The sequence below is a fragment of the Oceanicola sp. 22II-s10i genome (genome assembly GCF_002210105.1).
GTDB lineage: Bacteria > Pseudomonadota > Alphaproteobacteria > Rhodobacterales > Rhodobacteraceae > Pseudooceanicola.
In genome coordinates, this window is the sequence record NZ_AQQU01000003.1 from 20,724 (window position 1) to 41,587 (window position 20,864).

Here is a 20,864-nt window from a genome sequence, read left to right on the forward strand (position 1 = left end):
CTCAGCTTCGATCAGTGCATTTCACATCCACAGAAAAGCACGTAGGTCGAAGGATAAAAGTTTCATGCTCAAGCTGCTTGGCTGTCAGGCGAAATTTCTCCGGGCCGCGGGTCCGGTTTCTGGAGGTGCGCGACGTGCCCGCGGGGCAGGGCGCGCGCCCGACGCGGGGGTCACGCTGATCGAGATGATGGTCGTCCTGGTCATCATTGCCGTAGTCGCGGCGATGATCGTGCCGAACGTCATCGGCCGCCCCGACGATGCGCGGGTGACGGTCGCGCAGACCGACTTGCGCTCGATCTCGGGCGCGCTGGAGCTCTACTATCTGGACAACCGGACCTATCCGACGACCGCGCAGGGGCTGGCTGCGCTGGTGGATCGGCCCGCCTCGGCCCCGGTGCCGCAGAACTGGGCTGCGGGTGGGTATCTCGACACTCTGCCGCAGGACCCCTGGGGGAACGAATACATCTACCGTTCGCCCGGACAGGGTGGCGCGTTCGACCTGGTCAGCCTGGGCGCCGACGGGCGGCCCGGCGGCGACGGCGTGAACGGCGACATCCCGCTGGGTGACCAGCGCAGCGCCAAGAACTGAGATGACCGTTTCGGCCACCACGATATCCCGCCACAAAGACGCCGGTGTGACACTTGTCGAGGTGCTGGTAATTCTGGCTATCCTGTCCGTGGTGACAGGCATGGCGGCACTTGCGTTGCCGTCCGGTCCGCGCCCCGCGACCCTGCGTCAGCAGGCCGATCTGCTTGCCGCCCGGCTGGACATCGCGGCCGAGGAAAGCCTTGTCTCGGGCCGCGCCGCACGGCTGGAATGGGACACCGGCGGGTATCGTTTCACGGCACGCGAAGGTGGAGAATGGGCGCCGCACCGCAACCCGAACCTTGCCGGGCCGCACCGCCTCGAGGGAATGGCCCTGCGCCGCGCAACCGGCGGACAAACCGGGGCATTGATCCTGCGACCGGACCTCGGCCCACCGGACGGCGCGGTGGCCGCGCTGGACCTACGTGCGGTTGAGGCGCGAAACAATTATCGCGTAACGGTGCTGTTCGACGGCGCCTCGGCTAGGGTGGACGCGCGATGACCGGACCCGACCGCGAACCCGAAGCGGGATTCACCCTGATCGAGACGCTGGTGGCGATGGCCGTGCTGGCGGTGGCGGGTGTCACATTGCTGACGGCCACCGAGCGCCACGCCGCCCGGACCACCGCGCTGGAGGACCGGATCGCCGCCCGCTGGGTTGCGCAGAACGCCATGGCCGTCGCCGAACTCAAGATTCAGATGCAGCCGCAATGGCAGCGGATGCTGGATCGCGACTGGCAGGTCTCGGCCCGGCGCGGCGCCCTCGCGGACAGCGGGCTGGACCGGGTGACGATCCTCGTCGCGCCGCCAGGCGCGGATCCCGAGGACACGATCCTGCGCCTGACCGGTTACCTGCCTGCGAGCGGGGGGCAGCCATGAGCCGGGCGCTGATCTGGATTGTTGTGGTGACCGCGCTTGCGGCCCTGTCGGCGACGTTGTTCCGCCCCGCCGAACGGCTGGCGCGGCATCTGGCCGGGCAGGTCACGGTCGCCGGAATGGACCTCGACCGACCGGTGTCGCAGGATAGAACGCAGGCCGAAACCGACGTCTCCAATATCCTCGCATTCGCGCCGTTCGGCGATCCCGCCATGCCCGAGTCCGAAGCGCCCGACACACCGACCGGTCGAGTGCTGGACCTGGCGCTGCGCGGCGTGCTGGCGGCGCAGGATCAGGCGTCCTCGCGGGCGCTGATCCTGGTCTCGGGCAAGGGCGGTTTCTACCGCGTCGGGGACAACCTGGCGCGCGATGCGGTCCTGACGGCCATCAACCCCGAAACCGTCGAGGTCGAGGTGGACGGGACGGCACAGACCTACGGCTTCGACGGCATTCTGCGGGATGACGAGCCTGTCGCGTCCGCCTCGGCGACCGGAGACGCGGACGAGACGGCGTCGACCACCGGATCGCCCCTCGACCGGTTCAACGCATCGGTCACGGCTGGGCGCGGCTCGCTCGACCTGCGCGAGGCGCCGCCGCCGGAAACCACTCAGGAATATATCGCCATGTGGCGTCAGCGCATCATCGACAGCCCGAACGAGGTGCTGGAGACGATCGGCTTGGTCGCAGGGGCGGATGGCTATACGATCAGGGAAGATCCGAATACAGGCGTCATTCTGGCAGGGCTTCGGCCCGGCGACGTGGTGACGAGGGTCAACGGACAATCAGTGGGCGACCCCGAGCAGGACACCGCGTTCTACGACGAAGTGGCGGCTTCGGGTCATGCCAGGCTGGAAGTCGTGAGGGGCGATGAGAAGATCCTCATGTCGTTCCCGCTTCGGTAGAAGGGCGGAGATGCCGTACATTATCCAGAGATGGCTGCGCCTGATCTGCATGGCGCTGGCGGTCCTTTCGGGGCCGCAGACTGTCCTGGGGCAACCCCTGACGGAAACCGGCGAATACACGATCAACCTGCGGAGCGCCGACATCTCGGTGCTGGCCGAACAGGTATCCGAGATCACGGGCCGGACGCTGGTGATCGACCCCGGCCTGTCCGGCAATGTCTCGGTCATCTCGTCAGAACCGCTGACCGAGGCGGGGGTCTGGGCGTTGTTCCAGTCGATCCTTCGGGTGCGCGGCTTCGTGGCCGTGGAAAGCGGAGTCGTCTGGGAAATCGTGACCGAGGCCGACGCGCGGTCCAAGGGCATGACGCTCGACAGCGCTCTGGCCGGGTCGCAGGATGTGGTGACAAAGCTGCTGCCGCTGGACCGCCTGCCGTCGGCCGAGGCGGTTCGCGTCCTGCGCCCGCTGGTTGCGCAGGAAGGGTATATCGAGGCGCTGAACGACCCGAACGCGATCATCATCACCGACACCCAGGCCAACGTGAACCGCATCGTCGAGATCGCGCGCACCTTCGACAGCGGGACAATCCTGCGGACCGAGGTCATCCGCTTCACCTATGCCGACGCCGCCGCCGTGCTTGAGGCGCTGAACCAGGTGCTGGGGACCTCGGGCACCGGGGCGCGGTTGTCGGTCGATCCGGCGTCGAACATCCTTCTGGTGCGCGGCACCGAGTCCGACATCGACCAGATCCGCAGCCTCGCCCGCAGCATGGACGTGGCGCCGCGCACCAATCCTCAGGACGCCAGCCGGACGCATATCTACAAGCTGCTTTATGCCGACGCCGAGGTGGTGGCCGAGATCGTGACGGCCACGCTTCAGGGCGGCACCGACATCACCAACCCCGTCGCGGCCTCCGTCGCCGAGGGCGAGGACAGCGCCGCGCCGCCCGCGCCCGTGGGCCCCGCGCCCGAGGTGTCCGTGCAGGCCTCCACCGCGACAAACTCGGTCATCGTGCGCGGCAACGCCCGACAGATCGACGAAGTGGTACAGATCATCCGCGCGCTGGATCAGCCCCGCGCCCAGGTGATGATCGAGGCCGCTATCGTCGAGGTTTCGGGCGACGTCGCCGAACGCCTGGGCGTCCAGCTGGGGATAGGGCCGGAACAGCCGTCCAGGGGCATCGCGGCGACGTCCTTTTCCGAAGGCGGCGCAGGCCTGGGGGCGGTCCTCGCCGCGCTCGGGGTGCCGCAGGGCTCGGCCCTGACCTCGGGGCTGACTGTGGCGGGCACGGCCGACAATTTCGGCATCCTCGTCCAGGCTCTGTCGCAATCGACGAATGCCAACCTGCTGTCCACGCCGTCTATCACCACGATGGACAACAAGGCCGCCACCATCGTCGTCGGCCAGAACGTGCCCTTCCGAACGGGCAGTTTCGGGACAGACGGGAACACGGTCCAGCCCTTCACCACCATCGAACGCCGCGACGTCGGCATCACCATGCAGGTGTTGCCGCGCGTGACATCGAACGGGATCGTCCGGCTGGACATCTCGCAGGAGGTGTCGTCGCTGGTGAACACCACGGTCCAGGGGGCTGCCGATCTGATCACCAATCGCAGGGTGATCGAGACGACCGTGCAGGCCCGCGACGGCGGCACCGTAGTTCTGGGCGGGCTGATTACCGACGACCAGCAGAACACGAAATCCAAGGTGCCGGTTCTGGGCGACGTGCCGCTGATCGGGGGGCTGTTCCGCGCGAATAACAACTCGAATACCCGCCGGACGCTCTTCGTGTTCATGCGCCCGACCGTGATCGACAGCGCGCACAAGGCCCAGGCGGTGGCCGACCGCCAGTTCCGCAAGCTGCGCGCCGCCGATGCGGCCGAACCGCCGCGGAACCTGTTGAAGGAGCGCAAGGTCCAGAAGCTGCCGCTCGAGATCAACGGGCTTTACTAGCCTGCGCCGAAACTCTTGCCCGCTGCCGGACGTGACTGGGGGGACGGCCAACAGGGCAAGAGAGGAACGACAGTGAACCTGAAACCTGCGACATCCGGCGCAAAGGCGGCCCTTGCCGCGATTGTCGGCGCGGTGCTGATCTGGGCCGCGCCCGCCTCGGCCCACGAGTTCTGGCTGGAGGCCGAGGACTGGACGGTCGAACCGGGCGGGACCATCCGTCTCGATATGCGCAACGGGGTCGAGATGAAGGGCCCGACTTTCCCATGGGACGCGCGGCGCGTCGCTCGGGCCGATCTGGTCGCGCCCTCGGGCACCACGCCCTATGAGGGGCGGATCGGCGACATGCCGGCCGTCCGGATCGAGGACGCGCAGTCCGGGCTGAACGTGATGATCTTCGAAAGCAAGGTCACGAGTCTGACCTATGACCGGTTCGAGTTGTTCCGGAAATTCACCGAGGAAAAGGCGCTGGACGACGCGCTTCGCACGCATCTGGACGAAAGGCTGCCGCAGAACGGATTGCGCGAGATCTACACCCGGCACACGAAGGCCCTGATCGCGGTCGGCGACGGCGCGGGCGAGGACGCGGATCGCGGTCTGGACCACGAACTGGTGGCGCTGACGAATCCCTATACCCTGGCGCCGGGCGAGCCGATGCGGGTTCGCCTGCTCCGGGACGGCGCGCCGGTGCCCGATGTCCGCATCACCGTCTTCCGGCGCGACGATGCGGACGAGGTGACCGTCGCGCCGTATCAAACCGATGGCGAGGGGCGCATCGCCTTTCCGCTGGAGGCCGGGTCGGACTACCTGGTCGACAATGTCTACCTGCGTCGCACGACCCGCCAGGAACTGCTCGAGCACACCGCGATCTGGGCGTCCTCGTGGGCGGCCCTCACCTTCGGGGTGGACGGCTGACGGATACGAAAGCGGCTGTCGAATTTGGGCGACCGATGAAGCCCCCGCGACTTGTGTCGATGCACCGGCAGATGCCGGAATGTTTGACCGACTTCCCAAAGCACACCGCGGTCATGGGTTCTTTACGTGCTGCCCGAGGGCGCTTGCCAGTCCGCAGAGTTACGATCCTCAGTGTTTTGAGAAGGTGCGACGTGGGGCCCATCGTCTCAGCCGGTCGATCTGTGAAACCAACGACTGCGCGGACCTGATGAATAGCTTGCAAGGTTATTTGACCAAAGACCGCCGACAGATTGCATCGCCGCCTATGGCCGGCCCCTCTGGGAGGTCTTGACCCGCCGCAGGGATACGGAACTTTCGATGTTGGACACGCCTGTCACCTTGGTCAGTTTGCCGGTCAGGAAGGCTTCGAACGAGGCGAGGTCGGGCGTGACCACTCTAAGCAGATAGTCCCGGTTGCCGGTCATCAACCAGCAATCGGAGACTTCGGGAAAGTTGTCTATCGCCTTTTCGAACTCCACGAGCGCCTGATCGACCTGGCGACTGAGCTGAACCGAGACGAAAACCGAGAAGTCGTAGCCCAGGGCCGCTTCGTCGATGATCGCGGCGTAGGAGCTGATGATGCCCCTTGTCTCCAGCTGCCGGATGCGGCGTGACACCGGTGTGGGTGACAGTCCGACAGTCTGGCTTATCTCTTGCAGGGACATGCGACCGTCTTTCGACAGAAGGTCGAGGATTCGCCAGTCGATCGGATCGAGATTAGCCAGACTCATCGTGATTTCCGCCATTCTGTAGTTGGAATCACCAATACACGGTCATCAGGGTGGCGAAAACGCAAACTTCGAACCCCGCGTGTCTGGTAACCTGCTCCGGATACAGGAGAACACGATGTCCAAGTCCCATCTGCGAACCATTGAACAGCGGCTGCTCTGGCTGTCGCACTGGATGATTCACAACGCCAACCACGTCCGGCCCAAGGTCGACGGAATCAAGGTGGGCGGACACCAGGCCTCCTCCGCGTCGATGGTTTCGATGATGACGGCGCTCTATTTCTCGGCGCTGCGCCCCGAGGACCGGGTGGCGGTGAAACCGCATGCCTCGCCCATCTTTCACGCGATGCAGTACCTGATGGGCAACCAGACGCGCGAGAAGATGGAGAACTTCCGCGGTTTCGGCGGTGTGCAATCCTATCCCAGCCGGACCAAGGATATCGACGACGTGGATTTCTCGACCGGTTCGGTCGGGCTCGGCGTCGCCATAACCTCCTTTGCCTCGATCATCCAGGACTACGTGACCGCCAAGGACTGGGGAAAAGAGGTCCGTTCGGGGCGGATGATCGCGCTCATGGGCGATGCCGAACTGGACGAGGGGAACGTCTACGAATGTCTGCAGGAAGGCTGGAAGCATGACCTGCGCAACGCGTGGTGGATCATCGACTACAACCGGCAGTCGCTGGATGGCGTCGTGCGCGAGGGCCTGTGGGAACGGATCGAGAAGATCTTCGGCGCCTTCGGATGGGATGTCGTCCGGATCAAGTACGGGGCACTGCAGCGGGCCGCCTTCGAGGAGCCGGGCGGGGATCGCCTGCGGGACTGGATCGACGCCTGCCCGAACGATCTCTATTCCGCGCTGACGTTCCAGGGCGGAGCCATCTGGCGTGAACACCTGATGGAGGACCTGGGCGACCAGGGCGACGTGACGGCCCTGATCGAACGCCGCAGTGACGCGGAACTGGCCGAGCTGATGGAAAACCTCGGCGGGAACTGCGTTCAGACGATGGCCGACACCTTTGCCGGTATCGACCACGACCGCCCCACCTGTTTCCTCGCCTACACGATCAAGGGCTGGGGCACGCCGATTGCCGGGCACAAGGACAACCATGGCGGGCTGATGACCAAGGGCCAGATGGCCGAGTGGCAGAAGCACATGGGCGTGCCGGAAGGTGCCGAATGGGAACCCATGGCGACGGTCGAGGATCCCGACGCCCTCTCGGCGTTCCTGCGCGACGTGCCGTTCTTCGCGGCCGGCCCGCGCAGGCATGAGGATGCGCGCCTGGCGGTCCCCGAGATCGCGATGCCCGTGGATCGGGACATCGCCACCCAGATGGCGTTCGGGAAAATCCTCGACGACCTTGCGAAGGGCGGGTCCGAGCTGGCGCAGAGGATTGTGACGACCTCGCCTGACGTGACGGGGACGACCGGGCTGGGACCATGGGTCAACCGGCGCGGCCTGTTCGCGCGCCGCGAACAGAAGGACACCTTCCGCGACCGAAAGATCCCGTCGACCGCGAAATGGGACTTCTCGCCCGAGGGGCAGCATATCGAACTGGGCATCGCCGAGATGAACCTGTTCCTGCTGCTCGGTGCGGCGGGCCTGTCGCATTCGCTGTTCGGAAAACGGCTGATACCGGTCGGCACCGTCTACGATCCCTTCGTGAACCGGGGCCTCGATGCGCTGAACTACGCCTGCTACCAGGATGCGCGTTTCCTGATCGCCGGGACGCCTTCGGGGGTGACCCTTGCGCCCGAGGGCGGTGCGCACCAGTCCGTCGGCACCCCGCTCATCGGGATGAGCCAGGACGGCCTCGCGGCATTCGAGCCCGCCTTCGTCGACGAGCTTGCCGTCATCATGGAGTGGGCCTTCGACTACCTGCAGCGCGACGGGGCAGGGGATCCGGATGAACGCACGTGGCTGCGTGATGAAACCGGCGGGTCCGTCTACCTGCGGCTCAGCACGAACCCGATCGAACAGCCGGGCAAGCGGCACGACGACGCGTTCCGCCAGGGCGCCATCGACGGGGCATACTGGCTGCGCAAGCCGGGACCGAACTGCGAGGTCGTGATCGCCTACCAGGGCGCGGTCGCCCCCGAGGCGATCCGGGCCGCCGGCATGATCGGTCAGGGCCGGCGCGATGTCGGCGTCCTTGCGGTCACCTCCGCCGACCGTCTGAACGCGGGCTGGACGGCGGCACAACGCGCCCGTGCGCGCGGGCAGGGGCAGGCTCAGGCGCATGTGGAACGGCTCTTTGCCGAGGTGCCCCGGTCGGCCAGCCTTGTCACAGTGATCGACGGACATCCCGCCACGCTGGCGTGGCTGGGATCGGTGCAGGGCCATCGGACCGTGCCGCTCGGGGTGGAGCATTTCGGGCAGACCGGGACGATCGGAGACCTGTATCGCCACTACGGGATCGACGCACGCAGCATCGTGGAAAAGGTGCAGGGTCTGACGGTCGGCCGGTCCATTCCCGTGTACCAGTCCTAGGACCCGCGCCATTTGGCCAGTGTGATCAGGGGCGCCGGTTCTATTGGCGCCCCTGTCTGCATGTCACCTCAACCGAGCGGCGCCTCGTGACATCGGAGCGGCCAACAGCCCCGGACCAATGCGCGGCGTTGACAAAGGAACGGGGGCGGCAAGCGCCACCCCCGTACATCCGAGGCGTTCCGAGGGAAACGACCGTCAGATCCTGCGGCCGATTTCGTGGCCCTGGTACATGACCTGAAGCAGGTCCCGCGGGGCCAGCGCGTCACCGATGACCGAGGTCGCATATCCCTCGGTGATCGCGGCGAGCGGGTTGTCGCGCGGCAGGCCAGGGCTGGACACGCAAACCGTATCGACGGACCGGATCCAGCGGTCTTCGTCCGAGCCGTCGGTGAACCGCACATCCGTGCCGTTCCATTCAAGGATCCGCGCCAGTGTGTAGAACTTGACGCCCGCCTTCTTGAGCCGGTCGACGATCAGCATCTGGCTGTAGGAATTGATTTCCCAGAACAGGCCCGCACCTGGCGACAGCACGCTGACGTCGTGACCGGCGGTCGCGAGCGTCTCGGCGGCCGACGCGGCGCGCCATGCGCCTTCGAAGTCCAGCAGGACCACGCGCTGCCCCGCATCGGCGGGCCGCCCGATCAGGTGCGCGGCATCCAGCACCGGGGCATCCAGCGAAATTTCAGTGGTCGGCGCGGCGCCGGTCGCGATCACGATATGGTCCGGCGCCAGGCTCTCGACCATTGCGCGGTCGGCCGTCACGCCGGTCCTGATCTGGACGCCGATGCGATCCAGCTGACGACGCTCGTAATCGACCAGCTTGCGCAGATCGGACCGGCCGGTGCCGCGTGCGCCCACCCGGAGGGCCCCGCCGATATCGCTGTCCTGTTCCCAGACATGCACGTCATGTCCCCGTGTGGCCGCGACGCGCGCGGCTTCCAGCCCAGCCGGACCGGCCCCGATGACAAGGACCTTCCGCCGGACCGCAGCGGTGCCGTAGTCGTCATCCGGCCATGACTTTTCCCGTCCCGAGGTGGGGTTCATCATGCAGCTGAGGGCCAGTCCCCGGTTCAGCTCGCCGATGCAGTAATTGCAGCTCACGCAGGGGCGAATTTCGTCGACACGGCCTTCCTGCGCTTTCCGCATGATCTGCGGGTCCGCGATATGCGCGCGTGTCATGCCGATCATCGAGATCTTCGTCTCCGCCAGCACACGCTCGGCGATGTCGATGCTGGTCATCCGGCCGAGGCCCATGACCGGCACATCGGGGAACCGTTCCGCGACGGCGGTCGGAAGGTGCACGAACGGCGCATCGCCGTAGTTCATGTCGGCGACATGGTAGCCGATGCTGGGCGAGGTGTATTCGGCATGGGACACGTTGATGAAATCCAGACGCGGGACCGCCCGGCGCGTGATCTCGACCATGTCCAGCGTTGCGTCCAGCCCCATGCCGCCGGGCACGAAGTCGTCGGCGCTGATCCGGATCCCGACGGCGAAGCCGGGGCCGACGGCCTCCTCCACGGCGGTCACGAGCTCGATCCCGAGGCGTGTGCGGTTCTCGAGCGATCCGCCGTATTCATCCGTCCGTTCGTTGCTGTTGAGCGACAGGAACTGGTGGACGAGGTGGCCATGGCCGAAATGCACCTCGATCCCGTCGAACCCGGCCCGTTCCAGCAGCAGCGCGCAGCGGACGTAGTAGTCGGTCAGCTCCGCGATATCGCGTTTCTCCATCGCGTGCGGGACCCGGCCGAGCGCGTTCCAGCGTGTGGCAGAGGGGGCCCAGGCCACGCTGCCGGTGACGAGGTTGTCGTTGTGGCGGCCGGTATGCACAAGCTGCCCCATGATCCTTGTGCCGTGTTCGTGCACGGCCTCGGCGATGGCGCGGAAGGCGTCCTCGGACTCTTCCTTGTAGCCCACGATGCAGTTGGGCCGGCCGATGCTGGTCGGATGAACCCGGATGCCTTCCGTGATGATCAGGCCGACGCCGCCCTTGGCGCGTGCCCGGTGGAAGTCGACATGCCGCTGTGTCGGCATGAAATCGTGTCCGAAGTTCGTCGTGTGCGCAGACACGAAGATCCGGTTCTTCAGGTCCAGTGGCCCCAGCCGGACCTGCTGGAAGCATCTCTCAAAGTCAGCCATGGCTGCCCACCCCGACGGAAACGGTCGCCATCCCGTTTGCGAAGACCTTCGAGACGGGGCAGCGGATATGCGCCTTGTCGGCCACGTCCTTCAGCGTCGCCGGATCACCGGACGTCGCCATGACGGTGAGCGTCGCCTTCGTGATCTCGTAGACCCCGTCATTCACGGACAGGACGACCTCCACGTGGAATTCGGGATCGGTCGGCACCCCGGCAAGGTTGGCCTCATAGGCATAGGCCCCACCATAGCAGGCGGCCCAGGCCCCGGCCAAAAGTTCTTCGGGTGTCACGCCGGGCGTGGTCACGCCGGGGGGAATGACCTTGCTGTCGATGCTGCCGGTTTCGGTCCAGACGCGGCCTTTCCGGCCCCCGGTGGCGCGTGCGGTCGACGGATATTCCATTTCCAGGTCCCTTCTGTCTTCGGTGGGTGAGTGGCGGTGCGCGGTGCGCATCATGCGAGGTTCTTCAGTAGGTCGGTGCCGGTTCCCGGCTGGAGAGCAGCGCGTGCGATCCCGAGACGAGGGAAACGACCGGTTGCAGCCCGTCGGTCTCCGGCAATGTCAGGATCCGGCGCCAGGCCGCTTCCGGCTCCGCAAGATACGGGCGGGTCAGGGCCAGGAACTTGCGCTCCAGATCGGCGGTGGTCATCGGGTTCGCGATGCTGCCCGTGGCGTTCTCGATGACGATCTCGCGCTCGGTCCCGTCGCTCAGCACGATCGCCGCGCGGCAGGATTGCTTGAGCATGGCGTCGTCCACCACCAGCGTGACCTTGCGCCGGGCCGCGATGCTGTCGGGGCGGTTGGCCAGCTCGGTCGAGAATTCCGCCAGCCCGCCGTCACCTTCCAGCAGGCCGGCCGCGAAGCAGTGATAGGCGGAGAACTTGGATTGCGTCCCGTCCTTCGGCTCCTTGACCCCCATGACGGCCGGGACCGTATGGTTCACGCGGATCGTGACCGACGCGAGGTCGTCGACGGTCAGCCCATCGTGCCTCAGCTGGCGTCCGACGTCGATGATCGGGTGACTGACGATCCCGCAGGCGTATGGCTTGAAGGCATTTGCGTCCAGCTCCCACCCGGACCCGAGGCCATCGGCCACCGTTGCCCAGGACAGCGTCCCGGCGAATTCCGCTCCGACCCCATCGTCCGCCGCGCGCGGATCGACATCGGACAGCATCCCATCCCCGGCCATCTGCACGAGACGCAGCATATCCGCCGCCGCCTTTCCGGGATGCAGGGGCTTGGCCATCGAGCCGAGCTGTTCGGTATGCCCGGCGAGAGTCTTGAGCGCCATGGCGACGACTCGTGCGAGGTCATCCTGCGACAGTCCCGCCAGAAGCCCGCCCGCCAGCGCGCCGCCGATCCGACCGGCGGTCGAGGTCAGGTGCCATCCGCGATCGAAATGCGAGGACCCAAGGGACAGGCCGACGCGCGAAGCGATCTCGACCCCTGCGGCGACGGCGGTGGCGAAATCCCTGCCGGACCTGCCGTTCAGGACGGCGACCGACAGGGCGACCGGCACGATGGGTGCGCCCGGATGCAGAACGGTGCTAAGATGGGTGTCGTCGAAATCCTCGACATGCATCGCGGTCCCGTGGACGAGGCAGGCGGAAACCGGGTCCAGCCGGGCCGCCCGGCCCAGCACCGGCAGGGTGCGTTCCTCGTCGGCGAAGGTGCCATGCGTTTCGAGCGTCTTCAGGATGATCGACACGGTTTCCGTATTGGTCCCGGCCACGCCGAGGCCGAGGGAATTGCCGATTGTGTGCAGCGCGGCCATGCGCGTCGTTTCCGGCAGGTCATCCCATGCAAGGGAGGTGGCCCATTTCACCACGGTGGAAAAAGTCGTCTCAGACATGCGCGTGCTCCCGTTCGAATGAGGCGGCCAGTTCGGGATGCAGATCGCGGAGCCTCCCGGTTGCGGTGGTCGCGGCCCCGGAGCGGGCGGCAGGGGACAACACGGTTCCGGGCCGCAGGGCGAGGCCTGCCGTGATCGCAGCGGACTCGCCGCCGCCCAGTGACGCCCGCCAGCCGCGCGCACCTTCGAGGCCCTTGGGCGAGGCGGTGAAACCCTCGTGGGCAAGGCAAGCGGCGAGGGTGCCGTTGGCGCAGCACAATGCGACCATGAGGGGCATGGCTGCGCCCGTCCGATCCGGGCGCCGGGTGGCCAGTGTCATGCTCGACGCAATGCCGAAGGCGTTGCTCAGCCTCGTCGCGTCGGTGCCGAGCAGGAAGGCGACGCCGATCGCCATCGACATGGGAAGGACGTGACCGGGTTCCTCCACGGAGGTTGCCGGGACAACCTCTGCCAGCTGATCGGCGGCATGGGTCGCGATGTCGAGGGCGGCGATCACCTGATCCATGGCTTTGTCATGGGCGAGCCCGACGGCGATCAGCGTGGCCGCATGCCCGATCTCGAACGCGGCACGCCGGGTGTCAGTGTCACGAACTGCTGCGGGAACGCCCTGCATGGCGCGCGTCACGACGTGCTGCACCCGGTAGAGGTCCGACGGGTCATGGTAGCCGGTCGTCCCGTTGCCGATGGCTTGCGCTGCTGCGGAAAGACTTGTGCGCGCCTCGCGCGATCGCACCTCGTCCAGCGGTTTCGAAAACCGCTCAATCAATCCGGCGACGAAATCAGCCTGTTTCATCGAATTCATTCTGCTCCTCCAGTTGGTATTTCGGACAACACCCTCGGCGCGGCTTTCGCGCGGCGTGTCCCTCGGGGTTTGACGACCCCGTGGCCGGGTGATCTGGCACAGGGCAGCGACCCTTGCCGCAGTCGTGCGCCCGGCATCGCGACACACAGGCCACGGACTGGCGGCAGGACGGGCGCGGTTACCATTCCGCCGTCGCCTTCATCCCGACCGGCCCGCCGACACTGGCGGTCCAGAGCTCGGCCCGATCCCCGTCGGGTGTCGCGTTCAGCGTGAAATCGGCGGTGTCGAAGACCGGCGAAAGGCTGCGGAAGCTGAAGCGGCGGGGTGCGGAGCCGCGCAGTTCCTCGGCCAGTCGTATCAGCATGGTCGCCTGCATCGGACCCTGCACGATCAGGCCGGGGTAGTGTTCCTCCTCCCGGACGTAGGGCAGGTCGTAGTGGATGCGGTGCGAATTGAAGGTGACGGCGGAATACCGAAACAGCTGCGTCGCCGACGGCCGGACCGTGCTCACATGCGCGCCCTGCGGGGCGGCGTCCTCTCCGCGCTGGCGGGCCGCGTTGGCGGGGGCCGTGGCGTCGCGGTAGACGATGTGCTGGACCTCGGTGATCCGGGTCTCACCCGCGACGGCCCAGTCATGTCCGACCGTGACGAAGCACAGCCTGCCCGAGCGGCCTTCCTTGACCTCGACGTTCTGGATGGTCGAAGTCCGTTCGACCAGATCGCCGACGCGTATCGGCGCGTGAAAGTCGAGACTGGCCGCGGCCCACATCCGGCGGGGCAGGGGGACCGGGGGCAGGAAGCCACCCCGCGCCGGATGACCGTCTTCGCCAAGGCCAGACGTCGGAACGATGGGCTGGGCGATACAGTAATGCGCGAGCAGGGGCGCGGGGGCGCCCGTGGCGGGTGCGGTGGCATCGTCGAACGTTGCATTGAACTGGGCGGCCAGATGCCCCGACATTTCGCCGGTCATCCGTTCCTGCCGCCCGATCCATGTCCTGAGATGTGAAATGTCCATGTGGTGCGTGCTCCGGTACCGGATTGGCGGGTGGCGCGGCCGCGTCTTGCCCGACGGGACCGCTGACAGGGGTGTTCGCGGTCCGAACGATGTCGGACACGCGGTCTTTCAGGCGGGATCGAACGCCTTCGGCATCGCGCCTGCGATTGTCTCGTACGCCGCCGCCGCACGGATCAGGGCGGGCTCATCGCATGGACGCGCGGCGAGCTGGATCGAGATGGGCAGCCCGTTGGACGCGAGACCGGACATCAGGGAGATCGCGGGCGCACCTGTCACGTTGAACGGCGTCCGGGCCTGCCGCGCATAAGTCCGGGCGGTGCCTGCCGGATCGTCGAAGCGTCCGGCCGGGTCCATCGAGGAGGCGCACAGGATGATGTCGTACTCGGCAAAGCACCGCGCCATCTGCTGCACCAGTTCCGTGCGGCGCATCTGCGCGCGCACGAGGTCCGCCGCGCCGACGAATGCGCCGACAAGCAGGCTCTCGCGCTGCGCCGCGCCATAGTCCTGCGGCTGATCCTTCAGGAAGTCCTGGTGAATCGCATAGGCGTCCGAATGCAGGATCACCCGGTTCACGGCGAAATATTCATCCGCCGCAGCCAGTTGGTAGTCGTCCACGCGGGCGCCGGCGTTCGAGAAGAGTTCGGCCGCGCGATCCAGTCCCGCTGCAACCTCGGGGTCCGCGATCACGTCCTGTTCGTGGAAATGGCGGACATAGGCGATGCGCAGACCCTCAGCGTCGGACGTGCCACCGGACAGGGTCGTCCAAGGCATCGTGACGCTCGACGGGTCGGCGGCGCTCGGATGCGCCAGAGCCTCGAGCGCGATCGCCGCGTCGCGGGTCGAGCGGGTCAGCAACCCGACCGTGTCGAGGCTGGGCGAGAGCGGGAACACCCCCTCGCGCGAAATGGCACCGTAGGTCGGTTTCAGCCCCACGATCCCGCAAGCGCTGGCGGGATGACGTGCCGAACCGCCGGTATCCGTTCCGATGCCGAGGGGAAACATGCCCGCCGCGACCCCGGCCCCTGACCCCGAGGACGATCCGCCGGGGTGATGGTCGACGTTCCACGGGTTGCGGGCAGGCGGCGCCGGCAGGTCGAGCGAGGGCAGACCATTCGCGAATTCGTGCGTGGCCACCTTGCCGAGGATGATCGCGCCCTGTTCCCGCAGCGTCCGTGTGACGGATGCGTCGCTGGTGACGGGGTGATCCGGCATGATCCGGGATCCGCATCGTGTCGGCATGCCCGCGACGTCGATGATGTCCTTGATGCCGACCGGGATGCCATCCAGCCGGCCGCGCGGCGTGCCGGCGCGATAGGCGCGGTCCGAGGCGGCGGCCATGTCACGTGCGCCGCTGACATCGAGGTGGACGAACACCGAGAGGCGGCCGTCGGTCTCCTCGATGCGGCGCAGGCAGCTTTCCAGAACCTCGGTGGGCAGGAAGTCACCGGCGGCATAGCCGTCGAGCAGGGCCTCGATGCCCAAGGTCCAGAGCTCGGTGGAGGGCGAGGTCCGCGCGCTCATTTCATCACCGTCATCGGGGGCCACGGCTCGCCGAAGCGACCGCCCTCGAGCCTGATCCTGGAACCGGCATCGCCGGCGCGCCTGGCCGCCGCGATGACGCTCTGCGGATCGGTTTCCACCGCGCGGTCCAGACCGAGACGCCGCGCGACCTGCAGGACATCCTCGTCTGTCATTTGACGCTCGCGAGTGTCCTGCCCTGCGGGGCCGGGACAGCGTTTTCAAACCAGTCGATCAGCTGCCTGCCCTGAACGAAGGCCACGTCGTCATGGCTCATGAGCAGGTCCAGCATGTCGCAGAATTCGCCGAAGCGATGCGGCACGCCCATCAGGTGCGGGTGAAGCCCGAGGGACAGCACCTTCGGACCGGTCTCGGGTTCGGCATCGAAACATTCGAGCGTCTTCTTCAGCCGCTTGGCGAATTCGCCCGTTGCGAAGTTCGCGATCACGTAGAGCGGGCTGTCGTTGAGTTCGAGGTTGTACGGCATGTTGATCATCGGGCCGTTGCGGGTGTCCATCCAGCACGGCTGATCGTCCAGGACCCAGTCGAGGATATAGCGGATGCCGAGTTCGGACAGGTAATCCGGGGTGTCGTAACTTTCGCCCAGGCCCGGCCCGAGCCAGCCGAGAACCTGTTCGCCCGAGAATTTGGACAGCTTATCCAATGCGGCGGCGATCACGGCACGTTCGTCGTCTTCGGTCTGGACCGCCTTCTGGTACATCCCGTGGCCGATGAATTCCCAGCCGAGGTCGCGGACCCGTGTCGCGATGCTTTCATAGACCTCGACGACGTCGGCGTTGATGCTGCAGCCTGCCGTCAGCCCGCGGGATTCTATCGCTTTGAACATCCGGGGCATCCCCACGCGCAGACCGTATTCCGCCCATGCGAAGTTCGGCACGTCGGGGACACTCTTCTGGCCCTGCGGGGGCGTGCTGATGCCGCGCGGCATCGGATGATCGAACCGCCAGTGCTCAAGGTTCACCACCAGATGCACCAGGATGCGCTTCCCTTCGAACAGTGGCAGGGCAGGGGCGTCGGTGGAAGCTCGGAAGGGAATTCTCGGGTTAGACAAGTGGTTCTCCGTTACTCAGATCGGCCCCCGAAGCGAAGCCATCGCGCACCCCGCGCGATGGCGCGGCGTGCTCAAAGGTTGTGCGCGCTAGTGCCCGCAACGAAAAAAGTTCGACAATGTCGGCGCTGAGCAAGGGCAGCCTCTGGACTTGATAGATCCCTGGAGTATTGCGAAAATACTCGCCTCTGCTCTTCCGCGACTTCTCGACCTCCGTTGTGTAGCAGGCGAAAGCGGCGCTGAAACAGACTTCGTTCGCACTATCAGCTATGCCGTCCAGAGGGGTCGTCACTTGGAACTCAAGCAACTCACCTACTTCTGCGAGGTCGCGGCGGCGGGAAGCTTTTCCAAGGCCGCCGTGCAGCTTTCCATCGTTCAGCCCGCGCTGAGCCGCCAGATTTCGCGGCTGGAGGAAGAGGTCGGGGTCAAGCTGTTCTACCGGAACGGACGCGGAGTCGAACCGACCCCCGAAGGCCTGCAGTTGCTGGACACGGCGCACAGGGTCCTGGGCGACCTTCAACAGCTCCAGGCGTCGCTGGCCGGGACGCAGAAGGAGGTGATGGGCCGGGTGTCGCTGGCGATGCCGCCATCCGTCGACGGCCTGATCGGCGCCGCCGTGGTCGAACGGGTCCGGACCGAACTGCCGCGCGTGCAGCTTCACATCAGCGAAGGCTTTTCCGGTCATGTCGCCGAATGGCTGATGACGGGGCGCGTCGATCTCGGCGTCGTTCATCAGGCGGGCGCCCAGCCCTCGATGCAGGCCGAGGTCATCATCGACGAACCCCTGCACCTGGTCGGCCGCCCCTCCGAAGAATACGGGCTGGTCGCGGAGCAGGGCGGAACCTTTCCCGTCTCGGGGCTTGCAAGGCTGCCCCTGCTGCAGCACGGAGAGAACCACGGTTTGCGCAGGCTGACCGACCGGATGATGTCCGAGGCGGGGCTGTCCTTCAAAGCGGATATCGAAGTCGACGCGATCGCCACCATCCGAAAGCTTCTCAGGGTGGGCAAATACTACGGCGTCCTGCCCGTGGGCTATATGGAGTATGAACTGTCCCGCGGTGACGTTTTCGCCTGGCGGCTGGTCGAGCCCGGTGCAAAGAACGTGATGACCCTGGCGATGTCCCCGAACCGTCCGTTCACCGTCGCGGTGGAAGGTGTGCGCAAGATCATACTGGCGGAAGCCAGGCGCGTTCAGAAAGCCGGCGTCGCGATCACCTGAAGCGAAGGCCGCGACAGACAGGCACCTACGGGGAGGCGGAGCCAGCACGCCCCGGCATAGCTGCTAATTTCTTTGCAACATAGATGGGGCCGTACTTCATGCGGTAGGTTCGTGGAATGCTATGTCCCAGGCAAGATACATGACATCCGCCCATGAGAACCTACTGAGCGTAAACGCATACTTGGCACCCGCCGAGCAAGACCCTTCCAGCTTTGCCAAACAGGCGGCGCGTGCAGGGTTCGGCGGGGTCGGCTGGACCCAGGCGATGCTGCAGGCGGTCGGCGCGAGCGAGCTCAGGAAGATCTCGGATGGCGAGGGTCTTGTCGTGACCTCTCTCAACAGCGCTGGCTACTTCACCTGGCCGGACGCCGCGCGACAGCAGCAGCAGGACCGCGTAAACCTCCAGCTGATCGACGATGCGGCGGTGCTCGGTGCCCGCCAGCTCGTTGTGATAACCGGCGGGATCGACGGCGGTTTGGATGCCGCGCCCTCCCGGCAGAGCATGCGCGATGCGCGGGCGCGCGTGGAGATCGGGTTGACGGCCCTCGACCGGCGCGCGGCCGCCTCGGACGTCCGGCTGGGGCTGGAGCCGATACACCCGGCCGATCATCTGCGGAAGGGGTGCATCAACTCGATAGATGATGCCCTGAGCCTGTGCCGCGCGCTCAAGGTCACGGATCTGGTCATCGACACGTTCCACTCGGCCTGGGACCGTGCGCTGCTTGACCTTCGGTCGATCGCGGGCGATCGCCTCGGCTGCATCCAGGTCTGCAACTGGTTCGAACCTTCGCCCGAGGCAAAGCCGTCACGGTGTCTGCCCGACGATGGCCGTCTGGACCTGGCGGCGATTACCGGCGGGCTGCTCTCGGGTGGATACGCCGGCCCCATCGAGTTCGAGATGTTCGACATTCACCGTCGGGGCCGATCGGTGGAGTCGCTGCTCGATGCAGCACATCGCCAGATCTCGGCGCTTCTTGAACAATCAGACACGACGGAGGCTGCACGTGCCGGCGCCTAGAACCCCAAAGCCGTTTCCCGGAATCCGCCCTTTCGGCAATCCGTTGCTGCTCATGGCGCCTGGCCTTGTCTTCCTGCTCTGCATCGGGCTCGCCCCGGTCATCCTGACGGTCGTGCTGTCCTTCTGGAGGTCCTCGATTTTCGGGACGACCCCCGACTTCCAGTTCGGCAATTACGCGCGGATACTGGCGGAGCCGGTCTACTGGCAGCTGCTCGTCCATACGCTCAGGGTGGCGCTCGTGACGACGCTCGCCTGCCTCGTCATCGGCTATCCGCTGGCATGGTTCCTGTCGACCCGGCCGAACCGGACCAAGGTGATCTGGCTTATCGCGATCTTCGTCCCGTTCTGGATCAGCTACGTCGTCCGCACGTTCGCATGGCTGCCGATCCTCGGGGTCAACGGCCTCATCAACTCGACACTGATCCGGATCGGGGTGATAGACGCGCCGCTCGACTGGCTGCTCTACACCTCCGGAACGACCTACCTCGGGCTGGTCTACGTCTACATCCTGTTCATGACATTGCCGATCTACCTGTCGCTGCAACGGCTGGATCCGCTGGTCATCTCGGCGGCGGCCGACCTGGGGGCGCGGCCCAGTTCCATCCTGCGCCGGGTCATCCTGCCGCTCACGCTGCCCGGTGTCCTGTCCGGTTCGCTCATGGTCTTCCTGCTGTCGATCTCGGCCTACGTGACGCCCCGTCTGCTGGGCGGTCCGTCCGGGGTGATGTTCGGCACAATCGTCGCCGACCAGTTCCTGACCTCGAACAACTGGGCCTTCGGCGCCGCGCTCGCCACCAGCCTCATGCTGGTGATCATCCTGGTGCTTTCCCTCATGGCCATGATCCCGCCGGTTCGTCGCGCCATGCTGAGCAATTGAGGCTGCCATGTCCGTCACAGATACACATTCCGGTCGTCAGGCCATGAGCGAGGCGAGCCCCCGGATCCGGGTCCCCTACGCCAACCTGAAGCGGCTGCTGACCGTCTACGTCGCCGTCCTGCTCTTCGTTCTCTACCTGCCGCTCGGCGTGGTGGCGCTGCTGTCCTTCTCCGAGACCGGGTCCATCAGCTTTCCGATGGGCGAGCCGACGGTCCGCTGGTACGGCGAGGTCGCGACGAACAACACCCTGCTGGCGTCTCTCGGGCGCAGTCTGCTGATCGGGTCGCTGTCGGCCACCATCGCGACGCTGATCGCCCTGTTGCTGGGCCTTGCCTTCCGGCACGACACCAAGCTGAAGCCCTACGCGCTCGGCCTCATATTGCTTCCCCTGCTTCTGCCTGGCGTTGTCGGCGGCGCGGTGCTGTTCGTCTTCTTCGGCCTGCTCGGCGTCAAGAACGGGCTCTGGACGACCGTCCTGCCGGCGCACATCGTCTATGTCCTGCCGTTCGCCTTCCTCACGCTGTCGCCGCGCCTCAAGGGTTTCAACCGGACGATTGAGGAAGCCGCGGTGGATCTCGGCGCGCGGCCCGCGATGGTCTTCACCCGCGTGGTGTGGCCGATCGTCAAGCCGGCGGTCTTCGCCACCTCGCTCTTCGCCTTCACGCTCTCCTTCGACGAATTCATTCGCACGCTCTTCGTGACCGGCTTCGACCGGACCGTGCCGGTGCTCTTCTGGGTCACCGTGACCGAGCAGGGTGCGCCTTATCTTCCGGCGATGGCAGTCATCATCATGCTGATCTCGATCGCTGCCTCCGCCGTCGCCTTCCTGCTGGACAGCAAGAAGAAATGACCACGCTGAACCAAGTATCCCC

Annotated in this window: 20 protein-coding genes; 11 read left to right on the forward strand and 9 right to left on the reverse strand. The window is 66.1% G+C overall.

Annotated features, from left to right (window positions below; translation table 11 throughout):
• Positions 1–64 precede the first annotated feature (64 nt).
• The 6 genes from gspG (at position 65) to ATO6_RS10235 (ending at position 5,227) form a co-directional block, all read left to right on the forward strand.
• Positions 65–589, forward strand: a complete 525-nt coding sequence (gene gspG, locus ATO6_RS10210) for a type II secretion system major pseudopilin GspG (RefSeq protein WP_088623907.1) — start codon at positions 65–67, stop codon at positions 587–589.
• 1 nt (position 590) lies between these two features.
• Entirely contained in the window at positions 591–1,088 is a 498-nt protein-coding gene (locus ATO6_RS10215; protein ID WP_088623908.1) for a prepilin-type N-terminal cleavage/methylation domain-containing protein, read from the forward strand.
• Positions 1,085–1,465 carry a type II secretion system minor pseudopilin GspI gene (gspI, locus tag ATO6_RS10220; RefSeq protein ID WP_088624193.1) on the forward strand — a complete coding sequence of 127 codons (381 nt, stop codon included), beginning with the start codon at positions 1,085–1,087 and terminating at the stop codon, positions 1,463–1,465. Before ATO6_RS10215 ends, gspI begins: the two co-directional genes overlap by 4 nt.
• Positions 1,462–2,364, forward strand: coding sequence for a type II secretion system protein N (locus ATO6_RS10225; protein WP_088623909.1), 903 nt, complete (start codon positions 1,462–1,464; stop codon positions 2,362–2,364). The genes gspI and ATO6_RS10225 overlap by 4 nt, the downstream gene beginning before the upstream one ends.
• A 10-nt stretch (positions 2,365–2,374) precedes the next feature.
• Positions 2,375–4,315, forward strand: coding sequence for a type II secretion system secretin GspD (gspD, locus tag ATO6_RS10230; protein ID WP_254919116.1), 1,941 nt, complete (start codon positions 2,375–2,377; stop codon positions 4,313–4,315).
• 72 nt (positions 4,316–4,387) lie between these two features.
• Complete coding sequence (locus ATO6_RS10235; protein ID WP_176440884.1) at positions 4,388–5,227, forward strand: DUF4198 domain-containing protein; 840 nt, start codon at positions 4,388–4,390, stop codon at positions 5,225–5,227.
• A gap of 302 nt (positions 5,228–5,529) precedes the next feature.
• On the opposite strand, the gene ATO6_RS10240 is transcribed toward ATO6_RS10235, so the two are convergent.
• Entirely contained in the window at positions 5,530–5,997 is a 468-nt protein-coding gene (locus ATO6_RS10240) for an Lrp/AsnC family transcriptional regulator (RefSeq protein ID WP_088624195.1), read from the reverse strand.
• A gap of 115 nt (positions 5,998–6,112) precedes the next feature.
• Between ATO6_RS10240 and ATO6_RS10245 the strand changes: the two genes are divergently transcribed.
• On the forward strand, positions 6,113–8,485 hold the full coding sequence (locus ATO6_RS10245; protein ID WP_088623911.1) for a 1-deoxy-D-xylulose-5-phosphate synthase N-terminal domain-containing protein: 2,373 nt from the start codon (positions 6,113–6,115) through the stop codon (positions 8,483–8,485).
• A gap of 195 nt (positions 8,486–8,680) precedes the next feature.
• On the opposite strand, the gene ATO6_RS10250 is transcribed toward ATO6_RS10245, so the two are convergent.
• The 8 genes from ATO6_RS10250 to ATO6_RS10280 form a co-directional block, all read right to left on the reverse strand.
• Positions 8,681–10,624: an FAD-dependent oxidoreductase gene (locus ATO6_RS10250; protein WP_088623912.1), complete on the reverse strand. Its 1,944-nt coding sequence runs from the start codon at positions 10,622–10,624 to the stop codon at positions 8,681–8,683.
• Positions 10,617–11,024: an OsmC family protein gene (locus ATO6_RS10255; protein ID WP_176440885.1), complete on the reverse strand. Its 408-nt coding sequence runs from the start codon at positions 11,022–11,024 to the stop codon at positions 10,617–10,619. Before ATO6_RS10255 ends, ATO6_RS10250 begins: the two co-directional genes overlap by 8 nt.
• 64 nt (positions 11,025–11,088) lie before the next feature.
• A complete protein-coding gene (locus ATO6_RS10260; protein WP_088623914.1) occupies positions 11,089–12,474 on the reverse strand; it encodes an MmgE/PrpD family protein in 1,386 nt (461 codons plus the stop codon).
• Positions 12,467–13,267, reverse strand: a complete 801-nt coding sequence (locus ATO6_RS10265) for an MmgE/PrpD family protein (RefSeq protein ID WP_176440886.1) — start codon at positions 13,265–13,267, stop codon at positions 12,467–12,469. The genes ATO6_RS10260 and ATO6_RS10265 overlap by 8 nt, the downstream gene beginning before the upstream one ends.
• A gap of 187 nt (positions 13,268–13,454) precedes the next feature.
• Positions 13,455–14,291: a MaoC family dehydratase N-terminal domain-containing protein gene (locus ATO6_RS10270; protein WP_088623916.1), complete on the reverse strand. Its 837-nt coding sequence runs from the start codon at positions 14,289–14,291 to the stop codon at positions 13,455–13,457.
• Between the two features lie 108 nt (positions 14,292–14,399).
• Positions 14,400–15,812: an amidase gene (locus ATO6_RS10275; RefSeq protein WP_088623917.1), complete on the reverse strand. Its 1,413-nt coding sequence runs from the start codon at positions 15,810–15,812 to the stop codon at positions 14,400–14,402.
• Positions 15,809–15,985, reverse strand: a complete 177-nt coding sequence (locus ATO6_RS25050; protein WP_176440887.1) for a hypothetical protein — start codon at positions 15,983–15,985, stop codon at positions 15,809–15,811. Before ATO6_RS25050 ends, ATO6_RS10275 begins: the two co-directional genes overlap by 4 nt.
• Positions 15,982–16,881: a polysaccharide deacetylase family protein gene (locus ATO6_RS10280; protein ID WP_088623918.1), complete on the reverse strand. Its 900-nt coding sequence runs from the start codon at positions 16,879–16,881 to the stop codon at positions 15,982–15,984. The genes ATO6_RS25050 and ATO6_RS10280 overlap by 4 nt, the downstream gene beginning before the upstream one ends.
• Positions 16,882–17,170: 289 nt before the next feature.
• Here ATO6_RS10280 and ATO6_RS10285 point away from each other — a divergent pair, with 289 nt between their 5' ends.
• From ATO6_RS10285 to ATO6_RS10300, 4 genes are all read left to right on the forward strand, one after another.
• On the forward strand, positions 17,171–18,097 hold the full coding sequence (locus ATO6_RS10285; protein WP_141101964.1) for a LysR family transcriptional regulator: 927 nt from the start codon (positions 17,171–17,173) through the stop codon (positions 18,095–18,097).
• 139 nt (positions 18,098–18,236) lie between these two features.
• Positions 18,237–19,115, forward strand: a complete 879-nt coding sequence (locus ATO6_RS10290; RefSeq protein WP_176440888.1) for a sugar phosphate isomerase/epimerase — start codon at positions 18,237–18,239, stop codon at positions 19,113–19,115.
• 52 nt (positions 19,116–19,167) lie between these two features.
• Complete coding sequence (locus tag ATO6_RS10295; protein ID WP_176440889.1) at positions 19,168–19,992, forward strand: ABC transporter permease; 825 nt, start codon at positions 19,168–19,170, stop codon at positions 19,990–19,992.
• Between the two features lie 7 nt (positions 19,993–19,999).
• On the forward strand, positions 20,000–20,842 hold the full coding sequence (locus ATO6_RS10300; RefSeq protein WP_088623922.1) for an ABC transporter permease: 843 nt from the start codon (positions 20,000–20,002) through the stop codon (positions 20,840–20,842).
• Positions 20,843–20,864 lie beyond the last annotated feature (22 nt).

Coding starts and splice junctions, on each gene's coding strand:
- gspG (WP_088623907.1), top strand. CDS start 65: ATGCTCAAGCTGCTTGGCTGTCAGGCGAAATTTCTCCGGGCCGCGGGT.
- ATO6_RS10215 (WP_088623908.1), top strand. CDS start 591: ATGACCGTTTCGGCCACCACGATATCCCGCCACAAAGACGCCGGTGTG.
- gspI (WP_088624193.1), top strand. CDS start 1,085: ATGACCGGACCCGACCGCGAACCCGAAGCGGGATTCACCCTGATCGAG.
- ATO6_RS10225 (WP_088623909.1), top strand. CDS start 1,462: ATGAGCCGGGCGCTGATCTGGATTGTTGTGGTGACCGCGCTTGCGGCC.
- gspD (WP_254919116.1), top strand. CDS start 2,375: ATGCCGTACATTATCCAGAGATGGCTGCGCCTGATCTGCATGGCGCTG.
- ATO6_RS10240 (WP_088624195.1), bottom strand. CDS start 5,997: ATGAGTCTGGCTAATCTCGATCCGATCGACTGGCGAATCCTCGACCTT.
- ATO6_RS10245 (WP_088623911.1), top strand. CDS start 6,113: ATGTCCAAGTCCCATCTGCGAACCATTGAACAGCGGCTGCTCTGGCTG.
- ATO6_RS10250 (WP_088623912.1), bottom strand. CDS start 10,624: ATGGCTGACTTTGAGAGATGCTTCCAGCAGGTCCGGCTGGGGCCACTG.
- ATO6_RS10255 (WP_176440885.1), bottom strand. CDS start 11,024: ATGGAATATCCGTCGACCGCACGCGCCACCGGGGGCCGGAAAGGCCGC.
- ATO6_RS10260 (WP_088623914.1), bottom strand. CDS start 12,474: ATGTCTGAGACGACTTTTTCCACCGTGGTGAAATGGGCCACCTCCCTT.
- ATO6_RS10265 (WP_176440886.1), bottom strand. CDS start 13,267: ATGAAACAGGCTGATTTCGTCGCCGGATTGATTGAGCGGTTTTCGAAA.
- ATO6_RS10270 (WP_088623916.1), bottom strand. CDS start 14,291: ATGGACATTTCACATCTCAGGACATGGATCGGGCGGCAGGAACGGATG.
- ATO6_RS10275 (WP_088623917.1), bottom strand. CDS start 15,812: ATGAGCGCGCGGACCTCGCCCTCCACCGAGCTCTGGACCTTGGGCATC.
- ATO6_RS25050 (WP_176440887.1), bottom strand. CDS start 15,985: ATGACAGACGAGGATGTCCTGCAGGTCGCGCGGCGTCTCGGTCTGGAC.
- ATO6_RS10290 (WP_176440888.1), top strand. CDS start 18,237: ATGACATCCGCCCATGAGAACCTACTGAGCGTAAACGCATACTTGGCA.
- ATO6_RS10295 (WP_176440889.1), top strand. CDS start 19,168: ATGGCGCCTGGCCTTGTCTTCCTGCTCTGCATCGGGCTCGCCCCGGTC.
- ATO6_RS10300 (WP_088623922.1), top strand. CDS start 20,000: ATGTCCGTCACAGATACACATTCCGGTCGTCAGGCCATGAGCGAGGCG.